Consider the following 21860-nt stretch of genomic DNA (forward strand, 5'->3'; position numbering starts at 1 on the left):
ATGGCAAAGGCACGCGACACGCGGAACAACGACGCCCCGAACGGCCCCCGCCATGTCGCGATCATCATGGACGGCAACGGCCGCTGGGCACAGGCCCGTGGCCGGCCGCGGCTCTTCGGGCACCATGCCGGCGCCCGGCGGGTGCGCGAGATCGTCACCGCTTGCCCCGACCTGGGCGTCAAGTACCTGACGATCTTCGCCTTCTCGACCGAGAACTGGAAGCGCACCCAGACCGAGGTGGCCGGGCTCATGAGCCTCTTCCGCCGCTACATCATGAAAGAGATGCAGGAGTTCGTGAAAGAGAACGTCCGCGTCCGCTTCATCGGTGACCGGCCCCGGCTCGACGCCAAGCTGCGCGCCCTGATGGACGAGGCCGAGGCGATGACCAGCCACTGCACCGGCACCAACCTGACCATCGCGCTCAACTACGGCGGCCGCGACGAGGTGTCCCGCGCCACGAAACGGCTGGCCGCCGACGTCGCCTCGGGTCGGCTCAAGCCCGACGACGTGGATGAAGAAACGCTGCCAAAGTACCTTGATACCTACGTTTTGCCCGATCCCGACCTGGTGATCCGCACCAGCGGCGAGGCCCGGATTTCCAACTTCCTGCTCTGGCAGTCGGCCTATGCCGAATATGAATTCATCGACACGCTCTGGCCCGACTTCACCAAGGACGTCTTCACCGAACTGCTGAAGGGCTACGGCGCCCGCGACCGGCGCTTCGGGGCCGTCACGGCATGAGCGACGCGCGGCAGTGGCATGACCTCGTGCCGCGCGTTCTGTCGGGCGTGGCGATCGGCATTGCCGGCACCCTCGCGATCTGGATCGGCGGCTGGGTCTTCACCATCGTGGCCTGCATCACCTGTGGCCTGATGGCCTGGGAAAGCGCCCGCATGTTCGACGCGCCCGCCCCGATGCAGGATGGCGCGCTGGCGGGCGGCGCGCTTGTCCTCGCGGCCGTTCTGCCCGCCTTCGCCCTCCCGCTCATCGCCGCCTCGGGCGTCGTCACCGCGGCACGGGCCGGGCGCGACAAGCCGCTCTGCTTCGGCTTCCACATCTGGATCCTGCTGGCCTGCTTCGCTCTCATTGTTCTGCGCGGTCAGGCCGGGCTGTCGGCTATCCTGTGGCTCGTCGCGGTGGTCGTGGCCACCGATGTCGCCGGCTATTTCGCCGGGCGCAGCCTGGGCGGGCCGAAATTCTGGCCCTCGATCAGCCCCAAGAAGACATGGAGCGGCACCGTCGCGGGCTGGGTCGCCGCCGCCATCGTCGGCGCGCTCTTCGCCGGGCCCACCGGGGCAGGGGCCGCGCTCGTTCTCGTATCCGTCCTTGTCTCCTTCGCCGGCCAGATCGGCGATATCGCCGAAAGCGCGGTCAAGCGGCGCACCGGCATCAAGGACAGCTCCAACCTCATTCCCGGCCACGGCGGCGTGCTCGACCGGTTCGACGCGCTGCTCGGCGCATCTGCCGTGGCCATCCTGCTTTGGACCTTCAACGTGTTTTCTCAGGGCGCATGAAACGCATTTCGATTCTCGGGTCGACCGGCTCGATCGGCCAGAACACCATAGACCTCGTCCGCCGCGACCCGGCGGCGTTCCAGGTCGTGGCCCTGACCGGCGGGCAGAACATCGACCAGCTGGCCCGCGACGCGAAGGAGCTCAAGGCCGAGGTCGCTGTCACCGCCGACGACGCACGCCTCGACGACCTGCGCACCGCCCTGAAAGGCACGAAGATCGAGGCCGCCGCCGGGGCCGAGGCGCTGATCGAGGCCGCGCAACGCCCGGCGCATTGGGTGATGTCGGCCATCGTCGGCTCGGCCGGCCTGCGCCCGGGCCTGGCCGCGCTGGAACAGGGCGCGACGCTCGCGCTCGCCAACAAGGAGTCGCTCGTCGCCGCCGGGCCGCTGGTCATGAAGACCGCCCGCACCAACGGCGCCCGCATCCTGCCCGTCGACAGCGAACACTCCGCCATCTTCCAGGCCCTCCGGGGCGAGGATTCGGCCGCCGTCACCCGCATCATCATCACCGCCAGCGGCGGTGCCTTCCGCGACTGGCCGCTCGAGGATCTCGAGCGCGCCACCCCCGAACAGGCCGCCACGCACCCCAACTGGGACATGGGCCAGCGCATCACCATCGACAGCGCCTCGATGTTCAACAAGGCGCTGGAAATGATTGAAGCGAGAGAGTTTTTCGGCTTCGCCCCCAACCAGATCGAGGTGCTGATCCACCCCGAATCCCTCGTGCACGCCATGGTCGCCTATTGCGACGGCGGGATCATCGCCCATGTCGGCCCGCACGACATGCGCCACGCCATCGGCCACGCCATGTACTGGCCCGAACGCTACCCGCTGCCGGTCGAGCAACTGAACCTCGCGGCCGTCGGCCAGCTCAACTTCCACGAGCCCGACCTGCGCCGCTACCCCGTCCTGCGGCTGGCGCGCGAGGTGATGGACGAGCGCGGCTTCTCCGGCGCCATCTTCAACGCCGCCAAGGAACGGGCGCTCGACCACTTCATCGCTGGACATATCGGATTCTGCGATATGTGTGACATAGTCGAAGAGGTGCTTGCCCGGCTGTCGTCAGAGGACAGTCTCAATTCCGCCGGTTTCACGCTTGAAACCGTTCTCGAGGCAGACCAACTCGCAAGAGCCCGCGCCGATGACGTGGTGAAGGAAAGAACAAGGTAGGAGCAGCGCGTGGACCCGATGGCAATCATCCCCCAGTTCGGCGGAGTTTTCATGACCGTGGTGGCGTTCATCGTCGCCCTTTCGATCATCGTGGCGATCCACGAATACGGCCATTACATCGTCGGGCGCTGGTGCGGGATCAAGGCCGAGGTCTTCTCGCTGGGCTTCGGCCCGGTGATCTGGTCGCGCGTCGACAAGCACGGCACCCGCTGGCAATTCGCGGCGCTGCCCTTCGGCGGCTACGTCAAGTTCATGGGCGACGCCAACGCCGCCAGCGGCACCGCCAGCGACGACTACGACACCATGAACGCCGAGCAGAAACGCCATACCATGCTGGGCGCGCCGCTCTGGGCGCGGGCGGCCACCGTGGCCGCAGGCCCGGTCTTCAACTTCGTCCTGTCGATCGTCGTCTTCTCCGCCGTGATGATGGCCCAGGGCAAGGTCGCCGAACCGCTCACCGTGGGCGAGCTGACCGACCTGCCGGTCGAGGGCATCACCCTGCAACCCGGCGACGAGCTGGTTCGAATCGAGGGGCAGGCGGTGCCCACCCGCGAAGACGAAGGCAGCGACGAGTTCGAGGACTTCATCGATGCCCTGCCGAAGGAGGCGCTGCTCGACTACGAGGTCCGCCGCGATGGCGAGCTGATCACGGTGCAGGGCCCGTACCCGATGCCGCCCCACGTGGTGCAGCTTTCTCCGCAATCCGCGGCCTACGACATCGACATGAAACAGGGCGATGTGATCACCGCCGTCGAAGATCAGCCGATCGTGGCTTTTTCGCAACTCAAGGACATCGTCGAATCGTCCGAGGGCCGCGTGCTTCAGCTTGACGTCTGGCGCGATGGCGAGATGCTCGAGTTCGCCCTCGCGCCGCGCCGCGTGGACGAGCCGCAGGAAGAGGGCGGCTTCAAGACCGAGTGGCGCATCGGCATCGCCGGCGGCCTGGCCTTCGAACCCGCGACCGAGCGGCTCGGCCCGGTGGCGGCCTTCGGCAACGGCGTGTCGCAGGTCGGGCGCGTGATCGCGGGCTCGGTCTCGGGGCTCTACCACATGGTCACCGGCGCCATCAGCAGCTGCAACATGTCCGGCCCGCTCGGCATCGCCGAGGTCTCGGGCGCGATGGCAAGCCAGGGCATCTCGAACTACATCTGGTTCATCGCGGTCCTGTCGACCGCCGTCGGCCTGCTCAACCTGTTCCCGATTCCCGTGCTCGATGGCGGTCACCTGGTTTTCTATGCATATGAGGCGGTTGCGGGCCGGCCGCCGAGCGACAAGGTGCTGCGCGTCATCATGACGGTCGGCCTTGTCTTCGTGCTCTCGGTCATGGCCTTCGCGCTCGGCAACGACATCTTCTGCCCCTGACGCAACGGCAGGCAGGGCCGCCACGGATTCGCCATATTCCGGTACGGATTCGCGTCACATTGGGCGGGCAATGTGCAGCCGAACTGAACGCAGGGCAGGACCATGCAACAACTCGTCAGCGGATACCGCGGGATCAGCCTTCTGGTGAACGTCAACTGGGACCGGATTCTCTATCTGGCCACGATTGCCGTCGCGCTGCTCGCAGGGGCCTTCGTCGGCTCCCTCTGAGCGACCCCGCCACGCACCGGAAAGGTGCCGTGCAACACCCCGATTCCAATCATTTTCACGGCTCTTGACAGGGCCGTGCTCTCGCGTGGGTTGCCCTTGGGTGGGGCGCTTCTTGTCTGCCGTCGCGGGACATACACAAAATCTGCCCACACGCGCTTTGACAAGCCCAATGAGAGAGGTTACTGACATCTCTATACTGGGATGTCTGACTGGGTTTGCAAATGAATGTCTTGATCGCGTTGCGAGACGTGCAGAAAGCACGCTTTTCTTTTAAGAGCTTCGTGGCACAGAGTCTGATCGTTTTCGCGGTCGTTCTGGCCTGTTTCGCGGCTCCGCGTGACGCCTCCGCGCAAACGTACCGCTTCACCGACGTGACGATCGAAGGCAATCAGCGCATCGAGCCGGGCACGATCCTGACCTATGCGGGCATCGCCCGGGGCCAGACCGTGTCGGCCGGGCAGCTCAACGAAGCCTACCAGCGCATTCTCGACAGCGGCCTGTTCGAAACCGTCGAGATCGAGCCGCGCGGCAGCCGGCTGGTCATCAAGGTCCGCGAATACCCGACGATCAACCGGATCGCCTTCGAGGGGAACCGCAAGATCAAGGACGACGACCTTTCCGGCCTCGTCGAAAGCAAATCCCGTCAGGTGTTCAGCCCCAGCACGGCCGAGCGTGACGCCGCCTCGATCTCCGAGGCCTACGTACAGAACGGCCGCGTGGCCGCCCGCGTGACCCCCAAGATCATCCGCCGCAGCGAGAACCGCGTCGACCTCGTCTTCGAGATCTTCGAGGGCCGCGGCATCGAGATCCAGCGTGTCAGCTTCGTCGGCAACAAGGTCTACTCCGACCGCCGCCTGCGCCGCGTCGTCGGCAGCAAGCAGGCCGGCCTGCTGCGCGCCATCATCAACCGCGACACCTTCGTCGAGGACCGTCTCGAATTCGACGAGCAGGTCCTGACCGACTTCTACCAGTCGCGCGGCTATGTCGACTTCCGCGTCACCGGCACCAACGCCGAGCTGGCCCGCGAGCGCGACGCCTATTTCGTAACCTTCAACATCCAGGAAGGGCAGCAGTTCCGCTTCGGCCGCATCACCACCACCAGCGAAGTGCCCGAGGCCACCCCGGCCCACTTCCAGAACGTGCTGCGCATCAAGCCGGGCGTCGTCTATTCGCCCTCGCTGGTCGAGAACTCCATCGCCCGGATGGAACGCCTCGCCATCAAGAAGGGCATCGACTTCCTGCGCGTCGAACCCCGCATCACCCGCAACGACCGTGACCTGACGCTCGATGTCGAGTTCCAGCTGGTCCGCGGCCCGCGCGTCTTCGTCGAGCGGATCGATATCGAGGGCAACACCACCACCCTCGACCGCGTCATCCGCCGCCAGTTCGACACCGTCGAGGGCGACCCGTTCAACCCGCGCCAGATTCGCGAAACGGCCGAGCGCATCCGTGCCCTGGGTTACTTCAGCGATGCCGACGTGAACGCCCGCGAAGGCTCGCGCCCCGATCAGGTCGTCGTCGATGTCGATGTCGAGGAAACCACCACCGGCTCGCTGACCTTCGGCGGCAGCTATTCGACCGACGCCGGTCTCGGCATCTCGGTCGGCTTCCGCGAGCGCAACTTCCTCGGCCGGGGCCAGACCCTCGCGGCCAACCTCTCGCTGTCCGGCAACACGTCGAACTACGCGATCAACTTCATCGAACCGGCCTTCCTCGGCCGTGACGTGGCCTTCGCCTTCTCGTCCTCCTATGTCGAGACCGACGGCGACAACAGCCTCTACGACACCACCTACGCCAACCTCCGGCCCGGCATCACCTTCCCGGTGGCCGAGCGCTCGCGGCTGACGCTGTACTACAGCGGCTCCTACTCGGATCAGGGCAACTACGCCGGCGCCTCGCCGACGCTTGCGGCCGAAGCGGCCCTGGGCGGCCAGTTCGCCAGCGCCGTGGGTTACCGCTACGTGTTCGACAGCCGCGACAACGGCCTCAACCCCAATGCCGGTGTCCTGATCGACACGGGCATGGAATTCGGCGGCCTCGGCGGCGATCAGGACTACGTGAAATCGACCTTGCGCGTCGTCGGCGAAACCCGCGTCCTGAACGAGGAAGTCACCCTGCGCGGCATCCTCGAAGCGGGCTCCATCGACTTCAAGGGCAGCACCCGCGGCCGCGCCGTCGACCGGTTCACCCAGAAGGTCATCCGCGGTTTCGAGCCCAACGGCATGGGCCCGGTTCAGGCCGGCGAACATCTCGGCGGCAACCTCTTTGCCGCGGCCAAGTTCGAGGCGGAATTCCCGCTGGGTCTCCCGGCCGAATTCGGCATCACCGGCGGCGCCTTCTACGACATCGGCTCGATCTGGAACGTCGACACGATCGTGCCCCCGGTGGCACAGTCGGTCGGGTTCGAGGCCCGCCACGTGATCGGCCTGTCGCTGTTCTGGGAATCGCCCTTCGGCCCGATCCGGATGGACTTCTCGAAAGCCCTCCAGAAAGAGCCGGGCGACATCGAGCGCCAGTTCGACTTCTCGGTCAGAACGGACTTCTGAACTTGACCTGCCTGCGCGGCCTTGCAATTGCGGCTGTAGCTCTGATCTGCCTCGGACCGCCACAGGCGCAGGCACAGGACGTGGGTGTCGTCCAGAACGACATCCTCGTCCTCGATCCCGAGCGTCTCTTCGAACAGACCGAGCTGGGCCAGCGCATGGTGGCCGACCACCAGGCCGAGCGCGAGAAACTCGCCGCCCGCAACCGCAAGCTCGAGGCCGAGCTGGAAGCCGAGGAAAAACGCCTGACCGAGCTGCGCGCCGAAACCTCGCCCGAGGAATTCCGCGACCTCGCCGACGCCTTCGACGCCAAGGTCCAGGAAATCCGCCGCGACAGCGAACGCCGCGTGGTCGACCTCGAACGCGACCGCGAGCGCCTGCCGCTGCAATTCCTGCGCGCCGTCGAACCGATCGTGACCGAGGTCATGCGCGAGGCCGGCGGCGTGGTGGTGCTCGACGCACGCACCGTGCTCTTCCGGTCGGAAAGCATCGACGTGACCGACACCGCCATCACCCGGATCGACCGCGCCCTCGGCGACGGCCGCCCCGGCAGCGACAGCGCGCCCGAGACCACGCCCGAGCCCGGCGCCGACAGCGGCAGCGAATAACCCCCGCGCTTGCCCAGACCGGTCGCGCTTGATAGGGAAACCGCACGCGACCTACCGAAAGGACAGACGATGACCGAGCCGCTGACAACCGCGGATATCAACATGATCCAGCGGCTGATTCCGCATCGCTACCCGTTCCTGCTCGTCGACAAGGTCGTGGACATGAACGGCTATCAATCGGCCCGTGGCATCAAGAACGTCACCATGAACGAGCCCCATTTCCAGGGCCACTTCCCGCAGAAGCCCATCATGCCCGGCGTCACCATGGTCGAGGCGATGGCCCAGACCGCGGCCGTCATGGTCGGTGCCCATCTCGGCCTGCAGGACAAGAACGTCCTGATCTATTTCATGTCGATCGAAAGCTGCAAGTTCCGCCGCATGGTCGAACCCGGCGACGTGCTGGCGCTCGACATCGAAACCCTGCGCGGCCGCCCCGGCGGCAAGGTCTGGAAGTTCCGCGGCAAGGCCTCGGTCGAGGGGGACATGGCCTGCGAGGCCGAGTTCACCGCCATGGTCGACATGCCCAAGGAGTGACCCGCATGAGCGAACGCGGTGAAACCGAGGTCCACCCGAGCGCGGTGGTCGAACCCGGCGCCCAGCTGGGGCAGGGGTGCCAGGTCGGCCCCTTCTGCCATGTCGGACCGGACGCGAAGCTGGGCGATGGCGTCATCCTGAAAAGCCACGTCGTCATCAGCGGCGACACCGAGGTCGGCGAAGACTCCACCCTTTTCCCCTTCGCCTGCATCGGCGAGATCCCCCAGGATCTCAAGTTCCGCGGCGAGAAGACCAGGCTGGTCATCGGCGCCCGCAACCGCATCCGCGAACACGTGACCATGAACACCGGCACCGAGGGCGGCGGCGGCATCACCCGTGTCGGCGATGACGGGCTTTTCATGGCCGGCTGCCACGTGGCCCATGACGTGCAGGTCGGCAACCGGGTCATCATCGTCAACAACGCCGCGCTGGCCGGCCATTGCCTGATCGAGGACGACGTGATCATCGGCGGCCTCTCCGGCGTCCACCAATGGGTGCGCATCGGGCAGGGGGCCATCATCGGCGCCGTCACCATGGTCACCAACGACGTCATCCCCCACGGCCTCGTTCAGGCGCCAAGGGGCGAGCTTGACGGGCTCAACCTCGTCGGCCTCAAGCGCCGCGGCGTCGCCCGCTCCGACATCACCGCGCTCCGTGCCGCCTTCCAGATGCTGGCCCAGGGCGAGGGCAGCTTCCAGGAACGCGCCCGCCGCCTCGGCGACGAGACCGAAAGCGACTATGTCCGCCAGATCGTGAACTTCATCACCGCCGGCTCCGACCGCTCCTTCCTGACCCCGGGCTCGATCTGACCATGTCCGGAAAGCTTGCCATCCTTGCCTGCGCCGGCGCGCTGCCCGTGGCCATTGCCCGCGCCAACCCCGACGCCATGATCATCACGCTCGAGGGCATCCCGAGCGAGCTGGAAGGGCAATCCCACCGCCACCGCCTCGAACAGATCGGCACGCTCTTCGCCGCGATGAAAGAGGCGGGCGTCGACCGCATGGTCTTCGCCGGCTCCCTCGTGCGCCCCGCGCTCGACCCCTCGGCCTTCGACGCCGAGATGGCGGCGCTGGCCCCGCGCCTGATGGCGGCGCTGCAAATGGGCGACGATGGCCTCTTGCGAACCGTGATCGAGGTCTTCGAGGAACAGGGCTTCTCCGTCGTCGGCGCCCACCAGGTTCTGCCCTCGCTCACCGCCGAGGCGGGCCTGCATGTCGGCCCCGATCCCGACGAGACGACTAAGGCCGATATCACCCGCGCCACCGAAATCCTGCAAGGCATCGCGCCGCTCGACGTGGGGCAGGGCTGCGTCGTCGCCGGTGGCCAGTGCCTCGGCATCGAAACCGTCCAGGGCACCGACGCGCTGCTGCAATTCGTGGCCGGCACTCCCCCGCAGTTCCGCCGCGACTATCGCGGCGTGCTGGTCAAGGCCGCCAAGGCCGGGCAGGACCTGCGCATCGACATGCCCACCATCGGCCCCCGCACCATCGAGTCCGCCGCAGGCGCCGGGCTTGCGGGCCTCGTCATCGAGGCCGAAAAGGTCATGATCCTAGACCGCGACACCACACTTCAGGCCGCCCGCGACAGCGGCCTCTTCCTTCTCGCAGCGGATATCTAGATGCGCATCTTCCTCATCGCGGGCGAGGCCTCGGGCGACCGGCTCGGCGCCGCGCTCATGGCCGGGCTGAAACAGCTTTCCGCCGATGTCGAGTTCATCGGCATCGGCGGCCCGATGATGGCGGGCGAAGGGTTCAACTCGATCTTCCCGATGGACGACCTCAGCGTGCACGGGCTGGTCGAGGTGCTCAAGCAATACCCCCACCTCCGCCGCCGCCTGCACGAGGCCGCCGATGCGGTGCTCGCCGCGAATCCCGACGTGCTGATCACCATCGACAGCCCCGATTTCTGCCTCCGCGTCACCAAGATCGTGAAGGCGAAAAGCTCCATCAGAACAGTGCATTACGTGGCGCCCTCCGTGTGGGCCTGGCGCCCCAAGCGCGCCCAACGCATGGCCAGCCACATCGACCAGGTGCTCGCCCTCCTGCCGTTCGAGCCGCCCTACATGGAAGCCGCCGGGATGGAGTGCGATTTCGTCGGCCACCCGGTCGTCAGCGAACCACAGGCCACCCCCGGCCAGATCGCCGCCTTCCGGGAAAACCGCGGCCTCGGCGACGCGCCGCTCCTCATGGTCCTTCCCGGCTCCCGCCGCAGCGAGGTGGCCCAGCTCGCGCCCATCTTCGGCGAGGCGCTGCGCGAGGTCTGCCGTGCGCGCCCCGACCTGCGCATCGTCGTCCCGGCCACCGAGGCCCGCGCCGACCAGATCCGCGAGCTCACCGCCGACTGGCCCGGCGAGCCGCTCGTCATCGCACCCGATGGCCGCAGCTCCCAGGTCTATACCATTGAAAAGGCGGCTGCTTTCGGCGCCGCCGACCGCGCGCTCGCAGCCTCCGGCACGGTCTCGCTCGAACTGGCCGCGGCCGGCACGCCGATGCTCATCGCCTATGACGTTCACCCGATCAGCCGGATGATCCTGCAACGCATGCTGAAGATCGACACGCTGACTTTGGTCAATCTCGTCACCGACACCCGCGCCGTGCCCGAACTCAACGGCGCCCGGTGCCGACCAGAGCTTATCGCCCCCAAGCTATTGGAATTGCTCGACGATCCCGGCGACCAACCCGACGCGATGAAGCTCACCATGGAACGCCTCGGCAAAGACGGCGAGGCCCCCGGCCTCCGCGCCGCGAAGGCCGTGCTGAAGCACCTTCAGTAGAACCGCAGCCGCTGCCCCACGCCCATGTCCTTCGCCTTGGCCAGCATCGCATGCCCCAGCGCGATATCCGACAGCGACAGTCCACGATGCCAGAAGAGGATCGTCTCCTCGGCACTCTCGCGCCCCGGCTTCACCCCGGCCACGATCTGTCCCAACTCCGCATGCAGCGTCTCCGCCGTCAGCTTGCCCTGATCGACGTGTTCGCGCAGCGCGCCGAACACCCCATGCGCCTGGCCCCAGTCATCCATCACTACCTTGTCCATGATATCCGTCAGGTTCAGCTCCACCGCCGACATGGTGCCATACGGCACCACCAGCGCGCCGGGCTTGATCCACTCGGTCTTCAGAAGCGGCTGCGGTTCCGACAGGCGTGACGCTTCCACAACGATATCAGCATCTTGCAGGCAGGACTTCCAGTCATTCGTCACGGTGATCTCGCGCCCCAGGTCGGCCCGCAACTGCTCCGCAAACGCCTCCTGGCTCTCCGGCCGCCGCGAATGCACCCGCACCTCCTCGAAATCGAAGAGGTGACACAGCAGCCGCACGTTCCAATAAGCCGTCCCGCGCGCCCCGATATGGCCCAGCACCTTCGGCTTCTCCGGCGCCAGGTACTTGGCCCCCAGCGCGGTGATCGCCCCGGTGCGCATCTCGGTAATCCCCGTCGCGTCGATCAGCGCCTTGGGCGCCCCCATCCGCGGGTCGAACAGCGTCAACAGCCCGTATTCCGAGGGCCGCCCCGATTTGTAGTTGTCGACGAAATCGCCCACCACCTTGGTCCCGGCGCTGTCGATCTCGCCACCAATCCAGCCGCGCAGCACGTTGAAATGCCCCTCGACCCCGGCCCGCGGCCGGATATGCATCCGCGGCTCGATCGACGTCTCGCCCTTGCCCTGCATCCTCAGCGAATCCTCGATCGCCGACAGGATCTCGGCATCGGTGAACCCCAGCGCCTCGATATCGAAGCGGTTCAGGTAATCGAGGTAAACGGGCGGCGTGGAGGCAGGGGAACTCATGAGGCAGGGCCTTTTATTATGTATGGACAAAAAGACACTGGCAGCGGCGGCCCGCCGCGGCAACCCGGAAATGCACAGTTTTCCCGTCCGGCGCGCCGAATGCCTATTCGCCGCGCTCCTGCAACGTGATCCAGACGGTTTTGTCGGTATAAGCCCACCGATCCCGCGCATCGGCCACCCCGGCCGACACCATGGCCGCCGCAACCCCGGCCAGCGATGGTCCGATCACGATCGTCCCGCTGAGCCCCGGATACATCACGCCCTCGGCCATGTAATCCTCGCTCAGGCACCGCACCTGCATCGGCGAGGCGCGGCCCCGCGTGATCGGAAACGCCACCTTCGCCGGCGTCACCAGCGTCGCCTTCAACTCCTTCGATTCCAGGACGCAGGTCACCCCGTCTTCCTGCCGGATGAAGCTGCCCTCGGCATCGGTCACCTGCGTTCGGAAGGGCTTGGTCGTGGTCGTGGCGATGAACGCCGGGTCGACGCCGGGCTTCAGCGCAAACTGCACCGGTTCAGAGGAGATATCGGCGCCACAGGCGGTCAGAACCAGGGCAAAGGGCAGGCAGGCAAGAAAGCGGATGCGCACGGAAAACACCTATCAGGAAAGTATCTATGTGAGACTTTCCCTTGTAAGCTGTTCTTCATGTCCGGCAAGCGCGGCGGCGTCTCGGGCCCGGCTAACGTCACGGAACCCTCTCAGCCCCGCCAGATCCACCCGCCGCCCAGGATACGGCTGCCGCCCGTCTCGTAGAACACGCAGGCCTGGCCCGGCGACACGCCTTCCTCGGCGGTCAGCAGCTCCACCTCCGCTTCCGTCTCAGAGAGCGGCCGGATGATCGCCTCCCGCGGCGGCCGGGTCGAGCGGACCTTGACCGACACATGCCATTCGTCCCGCGACGTGAACGCCTCGTCCCCCAGCCAGTTGATCTCGCGCACCGGCACCACGCGGGTCGCCAGCATCTCCTTCGGCCCCACGATCACCTGCTTGGCGTCCACATCGAGCTTCACCACGTACAAAGGCTCCGACAGCCCGCCGATACCCAAGCCCCGGCGCTGCCCGATCGTATAATGAATCACGCCCTCATGCTCGCCCAGCACCCGGCCATCCACATGCACGATCTGCCCCGGCTCGGCCGCACCGGGCCGCAGCTTCTCGATGACGGACGCGTAATTCCCGTTCGGCACGAAGCAGATATCCTGGCTGTCCGGCTTGTCCGCCACCGCCAGCCCGTACCGCGCCGCGAGCTTCCGCGTCGCATCCTTCGAGGGCAGGTGCCCCAGCGGGAAACGCAGATACTCGAGCTGGTCCGGCGTAGTCGAGAACAGAAAATAGCTCTGGTCGCGGTTCGCATCCTCGGCGCAATGCAGCTCCGCCCCGGCATCGCCGAGCTTGCGCTGGATGTAATGCCCCGTCGCCATGCAATCGGCATCGAGGTCCTTCGCCGTCTCCAGCAGGTCCTTGAACTTCACCCGTTCATTGCAGCGGATGCACGGCACCGGCGTCGCCCCGGCAAGATAGCTGTCGGCAAACTCGTCGATCACCGCGTCCTTGAAGATGTTCTCGTAATCCAGAACGTAATGCGGAAAGCCCATCTCCTCGGCCACCCGGCGGGCGTCGTGAATGTCGACCCCGGCACAGCACGCGCCCTTCTTCGCCAGCGCCGCCCCGTGGTCATACAATTGCAGCGTCACACCGACCACGTCATAGCCTTCCTCGGCCAGCATCGCCGCCACGACCGATGAATCCACGCCGCCCGACATCGCCACGACGACGCGCGTGTCGGCAGGGGCCTTGGGCAGGCCCAGCGAATTCAATTCAGTGTCGAGCGCCATGTCTCTCTCCGGTCCGGTTCCGCGGAATATAGGAAAATGCAACACACTCTCAAGTCCCGGTTTCACCGCGCGTTAAGCGGCTGCGGCAACACTCCGGCCCATGAAAGGTAAGGGTGAGAGTGATGTATCTGAAGAAAGTGCCGGGGCCAAGGGCCGTGAAACTGCCTGATGGAACGATGATGACACGGGCCGACCTGCCGCCGCCCGACACGCGCCGCTGGGTCGCCTCGCGCAAGCACGCGGTGGTGCGCGGCGTCCTTCACGGCCTGCTGAGCCGCGAGGAGGCCCTCGCGCGCTATGGTCTCAGCCAGGAAGAATTCCTCGAATGGGAGAGCGCGCTTTCGACCCATGGCGAGGCCGGTCTGAAAGCGACAAATCGTCTTTCGGGGCACAAAGCCGTGGACAACCAAAAGTAGAGACCGGTACTATTTCATTCTCGGTAACCTGTAGTTAACCATTCTTAGTCACTACTCGTCTCCGGAAAAGAAGTTATTACGGAGACCGTCATGCGTGTGCTGTTGGTGGAAGACGACCCGACCACGTCGAAGAGTATCGAATTGATGCTCACCCACGCCAATCTCAACGTCTACACGACCGATCTTGGCGAAGAGGGCATCGACCTCGCCAAGCTCTACGATTATGACCTGATCCTCCTCGATCTCGGCCTGCCCGACATGGACGGGCACGACGTGCTGCGACAGCTGCGCATGGCCCGTGTCGACACGCCGATCCTGATCCTGACGGGCGCCGACGACACCGAAAGCAAGATCAAGGGCTTCGGATTCGGCGCCGACGATTACCTGACGAAACCCTTTCACCGCGAGGAACTCGTGGCGCGCATCCACGCCATCATCCGCCGCTCCAAGGGGCATTCGCAATCGGTCATCCGCACCGGCAAGGTCAACGTCAACCTCGACGCCAAGACGGTCGAAGTCGAAGGCAAGACGGTGCATCTCACCGGCAAGGAATACCAGATGCTCGAGCTTCTGAGCCTGCGCAAGGGCACGACGCTCACCAAGGAAATGTTCCTCAACCACCTCTATGGCGGCATGGACGAGCCCGAGCTCAAGATCATCGACGTGTTCATCTGCAAACTTCGCAAGAAACTGGCCGAGGCGACGGGCGGGGCCAACTATATCGAGACGGTCTGGGGCAGGGGCTACGTGCTCCGCGATCCCGATCCCGCCTCCGACGGGGACAGGCCGATCGCCATAGGCGCCTGACCTCTCTGGACGCGCCCGCCGCGTCGCCCTATCACTTGCATCGAAAGTCCGGGGCGCGCGGGTTGGCCGGCCGCGCCCCATGCATGCGGAGGGGCAGAATGGCGCAGAAACCCGAGGTCGACGACCTGAGCGAGGAACAGGCCACGAAAGAACTGGCCGACCTGGCGCAGCAACTGGCCGAGGCGAACACCGCCTACCACACCGAAGACGCGCCCCGCATCAGCGATGCGGAATATGACGCCCTCAAGGCCCGCAATGCGGCCATCGAAGACCGTTTCCCCCATCTCAAACGCGCCGACAGCCCGTCAGACCAGGTCGGCGCCGCGCCCTCCGAAGCCTTCGCCAAGGTCACCCACGCGGTGCGCATGCTCAGCCTCGGCAACGCCTTCGACGACGCCGACATCACCGAATTCGACACCCGCATCCGCCGCTACCTCGGCCTCGGCGACGACGCGAAACTCACCTACACCGCCGAGCCCAAGATCGACGGGCTCAGCCTTTCGCTGCGCTACGAGTCCGGCAAGCTCGTGCAGGCCGCCACCCGCGGCGACGGCGCGGTGGGCGAGAACGTCACCGCCAACGCCCGCACCATCGACGACATCCCCGTCAAGATCGACGGCGCCCCCGACGTGCTCGAAATCCGCGGCGAGGTCTACATGAGCCACGCCGATTTCGAGGCGCTCAACGCGCGGCAGGCCGAAAGGTCTGACAAGCAATTCGCCAACCCCCGCAACGCCGCCGCCGGCTCCCTCCGCCAGCTCGACTCCTCCATCACCCGCAGCCGCCCGCTGCGCTTCTTCGCCTATGCCTGGGGCGAGGTCAGCGAACCGCTCGCCGACACCCAGATGGCCGCCATCAACCGGCTCTCCGACCTCGGCTTCCAGACCAATCCGCTCACCGAACTCTGCGACGGGCCATCCGAAATGCTCGTCCAATACGCCAAGATCGAGCAACTCCGCGCCGAGCTCGGCTACGATATCGACGGCGTCGTCTACAAAATCGACGACCTCGCCCTGCAGAGCCGCCTCGGCTTCCGCAGCACCACCCCCCGCTGGGCCATCGCCCATAAATTCCCCGCCGAGCTCGCCTGGACCCGGCTTGAGGCCATCGACATCCAGGTCGGCCGCACCGGCGCCCTCAGCCCCGTCGCCCGCCTGACCCCCGTCACCGTCGGCGGCGTCGTCGTCTCCAACGCCACGCTCCATAACGAGGATTACATCGCCGGCCGCGACAGCAAGGGCAACGAAATCCGCGGCGGCAAGGATATCCGCGAAGGCGACTGGGTGCAGGTCTACCGCGCCGGCGACGTCATCCCGAAAGTCGCCGATGTCGACCTCTCGAAACGCCCCGACGACGCGCAACCCTATACCTTCCCCGAAACCTGCCCCGAATGCGGCTCCGAGGCCATCCGCGAGGAAGGCGACGCCGTCCGCCGCTGCACCGGCGGCCTCATCTGCCCGGCGCAAGCGGTTGAAAAACTGAAACATTTCGTCTCCCGCGCCGCCTTCGACATCGAAGGGCTCGGCGCCAAACAGGTCGAACAATTCTACCGCGACGGCTGGATCAAGGAACCCGCCGACATCTTCACACTGGAAGAGCGCTACGGCTCGGGCCCACGCCAACTCAAGAACCGCGAAGGCTGGGGTGAGAAAAGCGCGAAGAACCTCTTCGAAGCCATTGAAGAAAAACGAAACATCCCCTTCGGCCGCCTCCTCTTCGCCTTGGGCATCCGCCATGTCGGCGAACAGGCCAGCAACCTTCTCGCCCGCTTCTACGGCAATTGGGACGATTTCACCGCCGCCATGGACAGCGCCGCCGATTGCGACGGCCCCGAATGGGAACGCCTCCTCGGCATAGACGGGGTGGGCGAGGTCATGGCGCGCTCCCTCGTCACCGCCTTCGCGCAGGACAACGAGCGCGACAGCATCGACCGCCTGACCCGACACCTCACCGTCGAGGAAACCGCCCGCCCGGCAACGGAGGGCAGCCCCGTCGCCGGCAAGACCATCGTCTTCACCGGCACGCTCGAGAAAATGACCCGGGCCGAGGCCAAGGCCCGCGCCGAGGCCTTGGGCGCCAAGGTCTCGGGCAGCGTCAGCGCGAAAACCGACCTCGTCGTCGCGGGCCCCGGTGCCGGCAGCAAGGGCAAGAAAGCCGAGGAACTGGGCGTCGAGATCATCGACGAAGACGGCTGGCTCGACCTCGTAGGCGCCTCATGAGCACCCGCCCTCCCATCCTTTTCCCGCTCTTCGCCGAGCTGGAAACCCTGGAAGGGGTCGGCCCCAAGACCGCCAAGACCCTCGCCGCGATCGACATCACCCGCCCCCGCGACGTGCTCTTCACGCTGCCTTATTCCGGCATCGACCGCCGCCGCCGCGAAACGGTGCAGGGCGCCAACTACCCCGAAACCGTCACCGTCGAGGTCACCGTCGGCGACCACCGCGCGCCCCAGCGCCGCGGCGGCCCGTACCGCGTCAATGTCGAGGACGCCGCAACCAGTTTCCAGCTCGTCTTCTTCCACGCCCGCGACGACTACCTCCGCCGCATCCTGCCCACCGGCCAGCGTGTCGTGGTCTCCGGCAAGGTCGAGCTGTTCGACGGCATGGCCCAGATGGTTCACCCCGACCACATCCTGCCGCCGAACGAGGCCGGCGACATCCCCGATTTCGAGCCGGTCTACCCGCTCACCGCCGGCGTCACCCAGAAAACCATGGGCAAGGCCGCCCATTCCGCCGTCACCCGCGCGCCCGAGCTGCCCGAATGGATCGACCCGGCGCAAAAGGCCAGCGCCGGCTGGCCCGACTGGCACGAGGCCATCGCCCGCGCCCACGCGCCCAAGGACATGGCCGATCTCAGCCCCTCCGACGCCCCCCGCGAACGCCTCGCCTATGACGAGTTCATGGCCCATCAGCTCACCCTCGGCCTCGCCCGCGCCAAGCTGCGCCGCACCAAGGGCCGGGCCACCGTCGGCACCGGCAAACTCCAGGCCAAGGTGCTCGACGCGCTGCCCTACACCCCCACCGGCGCCCAGACCCGCGCCATCGCCGAAATCGCCGCCGACATGGCCCAGGACCGGCGGATGAACCGCCTCCTGCAAGGCGACGTGGGCGCCGGCAAGACCCTCGTCGCGCTGAAAGCCCTGCTCATCGCGGTCGAGGCGGGCGGGCAGGGGGTGATGATGGCCCCCACCGAAATCCTCGCCCGCCAGCATCTCGAAGGGCTCACCCCATTGGCCGAGGCCGCGGGCGTCGTCATCGAAATCCTCACCGGCCGCGACAAGGGGGCCGAGCGCCGCCGCAAGCTCGCCGCCCTCAAGGCCGGCGATATCCAGATCCTCGTCGGCACCCATGCCGTCTTCCAGAAAGACGTGGAATTCCAGGATCTTCGCCTCGCCATCGTCGACGAACAGCACCGCTTCGGTGTCCGCCAGCGCCTTGAACTCGGCCGCAAGGGGGCCCAGGCCGACGTGCTGGTGATGACTGCCACGCCCATCCCCCGCAGCCTGTCGCTCGCGCAATACGGCGATATGGATGTCTCGATCCTCGACGAGAAACCGCCGGGCCGCAAACCCATCACCACCGCGCTGGTCAGCCAGGGCCGTATGGACGAGGTCGTCGACTACCTCCGCCGCGCCATCGCCGAGGGGCGACAGGCCTACTGGGTCTGCCCGCTGGTCGAGGAAAGCGAACTCATCGACCTCTCCAGCGCGGGCGAGCGGTTCAAACGCCTCCGCGCCGCGCTTGGCGAGGGCGTCGTCGGCCTCGTCCACGGCCAGATGCCCCCCGAGGAGAAGGATGCCGCCATGGCCGCCTTCCAGCGGGGCGACACCTCCGTTCTCGTCTCCACCACCGTGATCGAGGTGGGGGTCGACGTGCCCAACGCCTCGATCATGGTGATCGAACGCGCCGAAAGCTTCGGCCTCGCGCAACTCCACCAGCTCCGCGGCCGGGTCGGGCGGGGCGAGGCCGCCTCGACCTGTCTGCTCATGTACCAGCCGCCGCTTTCCGAAACCGGCGAAAAACGCCTCACCACCATGCGCGAAACCGAAGACGGGTTCCGCATCGCCGAGGTCGATCTCGAAATGCGCGGCGCCGGCGACCTGATCGGCACCGCCCAATCCGGCCTGCCACGCTTCCGCATCGCCGACCTCGAAGGGCAGGCGGCCCTGATGGCGGTGGCCCAGTCCGACGCCCGCAAGCTGCTCAACGACGACCCCGACCTGACAGGCGCCCGGGGGCAGGCGGCCCGCATCCTCCTGTGGCTGATGGAACAGGACCAGGCGATCCGCCTCATCAGCGTCGGGTAAGACTTATCCACAGGCAGGAACGGAAAAGGAACAAAAAGTTTCGTTCCATACCAAAGCCTTACCCGCATTTATCCACAGATGTTCCGGTATGTTCTCATAAAGTTCTTTACAAACCCTTTCCAAAATGAGAACAAATAAGCAACAAAGCCACACCGGAAAGGAGCCACCCAATGCTCAGCCAGTTCAAGACAGCCGCCTACCGCTCCCGCGACACGCTTATCGGCGATCTCGTCGGCGGCGCGGCCCTGATGGTCACGCTTCTGGGCGGTCTCTACCTTCCGGGGCTTCTGTAACTCTTCTGCCTGCGACGTTCCTGGCCTGTCGCGCTATCCGCATCGCCTGTCCCCATAGTTTCGATGCGCCGCGCCTGATCACTGTCCCCGGGGGTCCTGCCTCCCCCCAGATCACCGGACAGGCCGCAACCGGAACCGAGCTTCCTTCCGCCGCCGCTTGACCCCCAAGCGTGCGGCGGTTTTTTTATGTCAGGGCAAAGGGTTGCGCGTCAATCTTCCGTCTTGGAAGGCCGGTGAATCCACACCGGCACGATGAAGCAGATGCACGCGATCAGGAAGGCAAGGCTGGCAATCAGCCCCACCGTGTCGCCCGCCGTCCAGGTCGTCCAGGTGAAGGCAATCGCCGACACGGTGAACAGGATCCAGCCGGTGAAATTGAAGGTCCAGACAGTGCGGGGGGCCATGGCAGTCAGTCAGGTCTTGTCGTGAAAGTCAGGCGCAGGAACTCGACGCCTGCGCCGTCTCCAGCGCCTCCACCGTCGCCTCGAGCGTCAACATGATCGACGCATGCCGGTTCTTGTAATCCTGCGCCGGGCGCAGAACCTCCAGCCCGTCGAACGGAGCAGGGGGCGTCGGCCCGTCCTGCTTGAGCATCGCCTTGAGCGCATCGCGCGCCTCGGTCACCTGCTGCAGGTCACAGCCGATGATATGCGCGCCCACGATACTGGCAGAAGCCTGCCCCAGCGCACAGGCCTTCACCTCGGCCGCGTAATCGGTGATCTTCGTGCCGTCGGTCTTGATATCGACCGTCACGGTCGACCCGCACAGCGGCGCCCGGCGTTTCACCGTCGCATCCGGATCTTCCAGCCGGCCATGATGCGGAATATCCGCCGCCAGCTCCAGAATCCGGGCCGAGTACAATTTGATCAGGTCGGTTTCGCCGCTCATGGCTTTCCCTTTCCGCGTTCCCCCCATAGATAGAGGCGCATGAGGCAGACGGAAAGGGTTTTCCGACATGGCATTCGACGCAAAGACGCTGAAATTCAACGATGACGGCCTGTTACCGGCCATCGCACAAGACGCCGAGACCGGCGAGGTGCTGATGCTCGCCTGGATGAACGCCGAAGCGGTCGAGCGCACCCTCGACACCGGCCGCGTCACCTATTGGAGCCGCTCGCGCCAGTCCTTCTGGGTCAAGGGCGAAACCAGCGGCCACGTCCAGGAACTGGCGGAGCTTCGCGTCGATTGCGACCGCGACTGCATCCTCGTCCGGGTCCACCAATACGGGCCCGCCTGCCACACCAACCGGCGCACCTGCTTCTACACCGCCATCGAAGACGGCGAAGAGGTCGAGCTGATGACGCCGATGGTCGGCTGATCAGCCGGCGTGCGTGCGGTGCCGCTCGGCGGCCGCGGCAATCACGTCTTCCTTCAGCGTGAACCCCAGCCCCGGCTTGGCCTCCAATGCCAGCCGGCCCTTCTTGGGCGCTAGGTCGGGCGCCTCGACGATATCCTCGGCCAGCAGCTGCCACATGATCTGGTTGCCGTCGTCGAGGTTCGGAATGGCGCGCGCCGCGTGATGCTCGGCACAGGTGGTGATGCCCGTCGTCATCGAGGAGTGGATGCACAACGGCACCCCCGCCGCCTCGGCCACCGCCGCCGCCTTCATCAGCGGCCGCAAGCCCCCGATTTCGCGCGGCCCCACGGCAATCATGTCGGCCCGATGCACGGCGGCCGCCGTATAGACCTCCTGCAACGTAAACACGCTCTGATCCGCCCCGATCGCGATGGGAGAGCGCGCCGCCACATGCGCCAGCGCCGCCTGAGAGGTGCTGGCGGTCGGCTGCTCGATATACTCGATGTCATAGGGGGCCAGCCGCGCGATCATCCGCAGCGCCACCGACTGATCCCATGCCTCGTTCGCATCGAGCCGCAGCCGGGCCTCCGGCGCCACCTCCCGCACGGCACGCACCGCGGCCATGTCATGCTCGGCCCCAACACCCACCTTCAGGTACAATATCGGCTGTCCCTCGGCCACCGCGGCGGCGGCATCCTCGGCCAGCGCCTCGGGCGTCTTGCCTTGCAGGAAGTGGAAATACCCCACGTCTTTGCGCACCGCCCCGCCAAGCAGATCCCACACCGGCCGGCCCAGAACCTTGCCCTGCGCATCCAGCGCGGCCGTCTCAAGAGCGTTCCGCAACTGGTTGAAATATCTCGGCATATTGCCACCGAACACAAGGAAATGCGCGCGATAGGCGTCCTGCAACCCCTCGGCGATATCGAACACCGACCGCCCCACCAGGCCCCGGCCCAGCTTCTCCAGCACGATCTTCTGCGCATCGGCATCCGGCGCGGCGGGCGTCTCGCCATAGCCCACCGTGCCATCCTCGCAGGTCATGGTGATCAGGTTGATGGTGAACGCATCCTCGACCCCCTGCGACCAGATGTAGGGCTGGCGCAACGGAAGGCGCAACGGGGTGGCGGTAACGGAAGAGACAAGGGCCATGGGGCGCATCCT

The 21860-nt window shown here is 66.2% G+C and carries 23 protein-coding genes; 17 read left to right on the forward strand and 6 right to left on the reverse strand.

The features are described from left to right. The 11 genes from RIdsm_RS13155 (at position 1) to lpxB (ending at position 10731) form a co-directional block, all read left to right on the forward strand. Positions 1 to 741 carry an isoprenyl transferase gene (locus RIdsm_RS13155; RefSeq protein ID WP_057815529.1) on the forward strand — a complete coding sequence of 247 codons (741 nt, stop codon included), beginning with the start codon at positions 1 to 3 and terminating at the stop codon, positions 739 to 741. Beyond that, complete coding sequence (locus tag RIdsm_RS13160; RefSeq protein ID WP_057815528.1) at positions 738 to 1514, forward strand: phosphatidate cytidylyltransferase; 777 nt, start codon at positions 738 to 740, stop codon at positions 1512 to 1514. Before RIdsm_RS13155 ends, RIdsm_RS13160 begins: the two co-directional genes overlap by 4 nt. After that, positions 1511 to 2683: a 1-deoxy-D-xylulose-5-phosphate reductoisomerase gene (dxr, locus tag RIdsm_RS13165; protein WP_057815527.1), complete on the forward strand. Its 1173-nt coding sequence runs from the start codon at positions 1511 to 1513 to the stop codon at positions 2681 to 2683. Before RIdsm_RS13160 ends, dxr begins: the two co-directional genes overlap by 4 nt. Positions 2684 to 2701: 18 nt before the next feature. Beyond that, positions 2702 to 4045: an RIP metalloprotease RseP gene (gene rseP, locus RIdsm_RS13170; RefSeq protein ID WP_177228372.1), complete on the forward strand. Its 1344-nt coding sequence runs from the start codon at positions 2702 to 2704 to the stop codon at positions 4043 to 4045. Between the two features lie 102 nt (positions 4046 to 4147). After that, complete coding sequence (locus RIdsm_RS30730) at positions 4148 to 4273, forward strand: hypothetical protein (protein WP_268793841.1); 126 nt, start codon at positions 4148 to 4150, stop codon at positions 4271 to 4273. Positions 4274 to 4554: 281 nt separating this feature from the next. Next, positions 4555 to 6819, forward strand: coding sequence for an outer membrane protein assembly factor BamA (bamA, locus tag RIdsm_RS13175; RefSeq protein ID WP_235607876.1), 2265 nt, complete (start codon positions 4555 to 4557; stop codon positions 6817 to 6819). Positions 6820 to 6821: 2 nt separating this feature from the next. Beyond that, complete coding sequence (locus tag RIdsm_RS13180) at positions 6822 to 7424, forward strand: OmpH/Skp family outer membrane protein (protein ID WP_160325841.1); 603 nt, start codon at positions 6822 to 6824, stop codon at positions 7422 to 7424. A gap of 69 nt (positions 7425 to 7493) precedes the next feature. Beyond that, positions 7494 to 7958 (forward strand): 3-hydroxyacyl-ACP dehydratase FabZ, encoded by a 465-nt coding sequence (fabZ, locus tag RIdsm_RS13185; RefSeq protein ID WP_057815521.1) that lies wholly within the window; start codon positions 7494 to 7496, stop codon positions 7956 to 7958. A 5-nt stretch (positions 7959 to 7963) separates the two neighbouring features. Continuing rightward, a complete protein-coding gene (gene lpxA, locus RIdsm_RS13190; protein WP_057815519.1) occupies positions 7964 to 8767 on the forward strand; it encodes an acyl-ACP--UDP-N-acetylglucosamine O-acyltransferase in 804 nt (267 codons plus the stop codon). Positions 8768 to 8769: 2 nt separating this feature from the next. Then, positions 8770 to 9576: an LpxI family protein gene (locus RIdsm_RS13195; RefSeq protein WP_057815517.1), complete on the forward strand. Its 807-nt coding sequence runs from the start codon at positions 8770 to 8772 to the stop codon at positions 9574 to 9576. Further along, a complete protein-coding gene (gene lpxB, locus RIdsm_RS13200) occupies positions 9577 to 10731 on the forward strand; it encodes a lipid-A-disaccharide synthase (RefSeq protein WP_057815515.1) in 1155 nt (384 codons plus the stop codon). Here lpxB and RIdsm_RS13205 read toward each other — a convergent pair. The 3 genes from RIdsm_RS13205 to mnmA form a co-directional block, all read right to left on the reverse strand. Continuing rightward, positions 10725 to 11744, reverse strand: a complete 1020-nt coding sequence (locus RIdsm_RS13205; protein ID WP_057815514.1) for an ornithine cyclodeaminase family protein — start codon at positions 11742 to 11744, stop codon at positions 10725 to 10727. The genes lpxB and RIdsm_RS13205 overlap by 7 nt on opposite strands. A gap of 103 nt (positions 11745 to 11847) precedes the next feature. Then, positions 11848 to 12333 (reverse strand): hypothetical protein, encoded by a 486-nt coding sequence (locus tag RIdsm_RS13210; protein ID WP_143100332.1) that lies wholly within the window; start codon positions 12331 to 12333, stop codon positions 11848 to 11850. A 110-nt stretch (positions 12334 to 12443) separates the two neighbouring features. Next, positions 12444 to 13580 (reverse strand): tRNA 2-thiouridine(34) synthase MnmA, encoded by a 1137-nt coding sequence (gene mnmA / locus RIdsm_RS13215; protein WP_057815510.1) that lies wholly within the window; start codon positions 13578 to 13580, stop codon positions 12444 to 12446. A 122-nt stretch (positions 13581 to 13702) separates the two neighbouring features. Here mnmA and sciP point away from each other — a divergent pair, with 122 nt between their 5' ends. The 5 genes from sciP to RIdsm_RS30735 all read left to right on the forward strand — a co-directional run bounded on the left by sciP (position 13703) and on the right by RIdsm_RS30735 (position 19402). Beyond that, positions 13703 to 13996 (forward strand): CtrA inhibitor SciP, encoded by a 294-nt coding sequence (gene sciP, locus RIdsm_RS13220; protein ID WP_057815508.1) that lies wholly within the window; start codon positions 13703 to 13705, stop codon positions 13994 to 13996. Positions 13997 to 14086: 90 nt separating this feature from the next. Next, positions 14087 to 14803 carry a response regulator transcription factor CtrA gene (gene ctrA / locus RIdsm_RS13225; protein WP_057815505.1) on the forward strand — a complete coding sequence of 239 codons (717 nt, stop codon included), beginning with the start codon at positions 14087 to 14089 and terminating at the stop codon, positions 14801 to 14803. Positions 14804 to 14901: 98 nt separating this feature from the next. Further along, positions 14902 to 17022: an NAD-dependent DNA ligase LigA gene (gene ligA / locus RIdsm_RS13230; protein WP_057815503.1), complete on the forward strand. Its 2121-nt coding sequence runs from the start codon at positions 14902 to 14904 to the stop codon at positions 17020 to 17022. Next, positions 17019 to 19109 carry an ATP-dependent DNA helicase RecG gene (recG, locus tag RIdsm_RS13235; protein ID WP_057815501.1) on the forward strand — a complete coding sequence of 697 codons (2091 nt, stop codon included), beginning with the start codon at positions 17019 to 17021 and terminating at the stop codon, positions 19107 to 19109. The genes ligA and recG overlap by 4 nt, the downstream gene beginning before the upstream one ends. 170 nt (positions 19110 to 19279) lie before the next feature. Continuing rightward, positions 19280 to 19402, forward strand: coding sequence for a hypothetical protein (locus RIdsm_RS30735; protein ID WP_268793840.1), 123 nt, complete (start codon positions 19280 to 19282; stop codon positions 19400 to 19402). Positions 19403 to 19611: 209 nt separating this feature from the next. Here the strand turns inward: RIdsm_RS30735 and RIdsm_RS13240 are convergent, their stop codons facing one another. Further along, positions 19612 to 19806 (reverse strand): hypothetical protein, encoded by a 195-nt coding sequence (locus RIdsm_RS13240; protein WP_057815499.1) that lies wholly within the window; start codon positions 19804 to 19806, stop codon positions 19612 to 19614. A 28-nt stretch (positions 19807 to 19834) separates the two neighbouring features. After that, entirely contained in the window at positions 19835 to 20290 is a 456-nt protein-coding gene (locus tag RIdsm_RS13245; protein WP_057815497.1) for an iron-sulfur cluster assembly scaffold protein, read from the reverse strand. 67 nt (positions 20291 to 20357) lie between these two features. On the opposite strand from RIdsm_RS13245, the gene hisI reads away from it, so the two are divergent. Beyond that, complete coding sequence (gene hisI, locus RIdsm_RS13250) at positions 20358 to 20720, forward strand: phosphoribosyl-AMP cyclohydrolase (protein WP_057815495.1); 363 nt, start codon at positions 20358 to 20360, stop codon at positions 20718 to 20720. Here the strand turns inward: hisI and RIdsm_RS13255 are convergent, their stop codons facing one another. Further along, positions 20721 to 21848, reverse strand: coding sequence for a mandelate racemase/muconate lactonizing enzyme family protein (locus RIdsm_RS13255; protein WP_057815493.1), 1128 nt, complete (start codon positions 21846 to 21848; stop codon positions 20721 to 20723). Between the last annotated feature and the right edge of the window lie 12 nt (positions 21849 to 21860).

The organism is Roseovarius indicus, assembly GCF_008728195.1.
Classification (GTDB): domain Bacteria; phylum Pseudomonadota; class Alphaproteobacteria; order Rhodobacterales; family Rhodobacteraceae; genus Roseovarius; species Roseovarius indicus.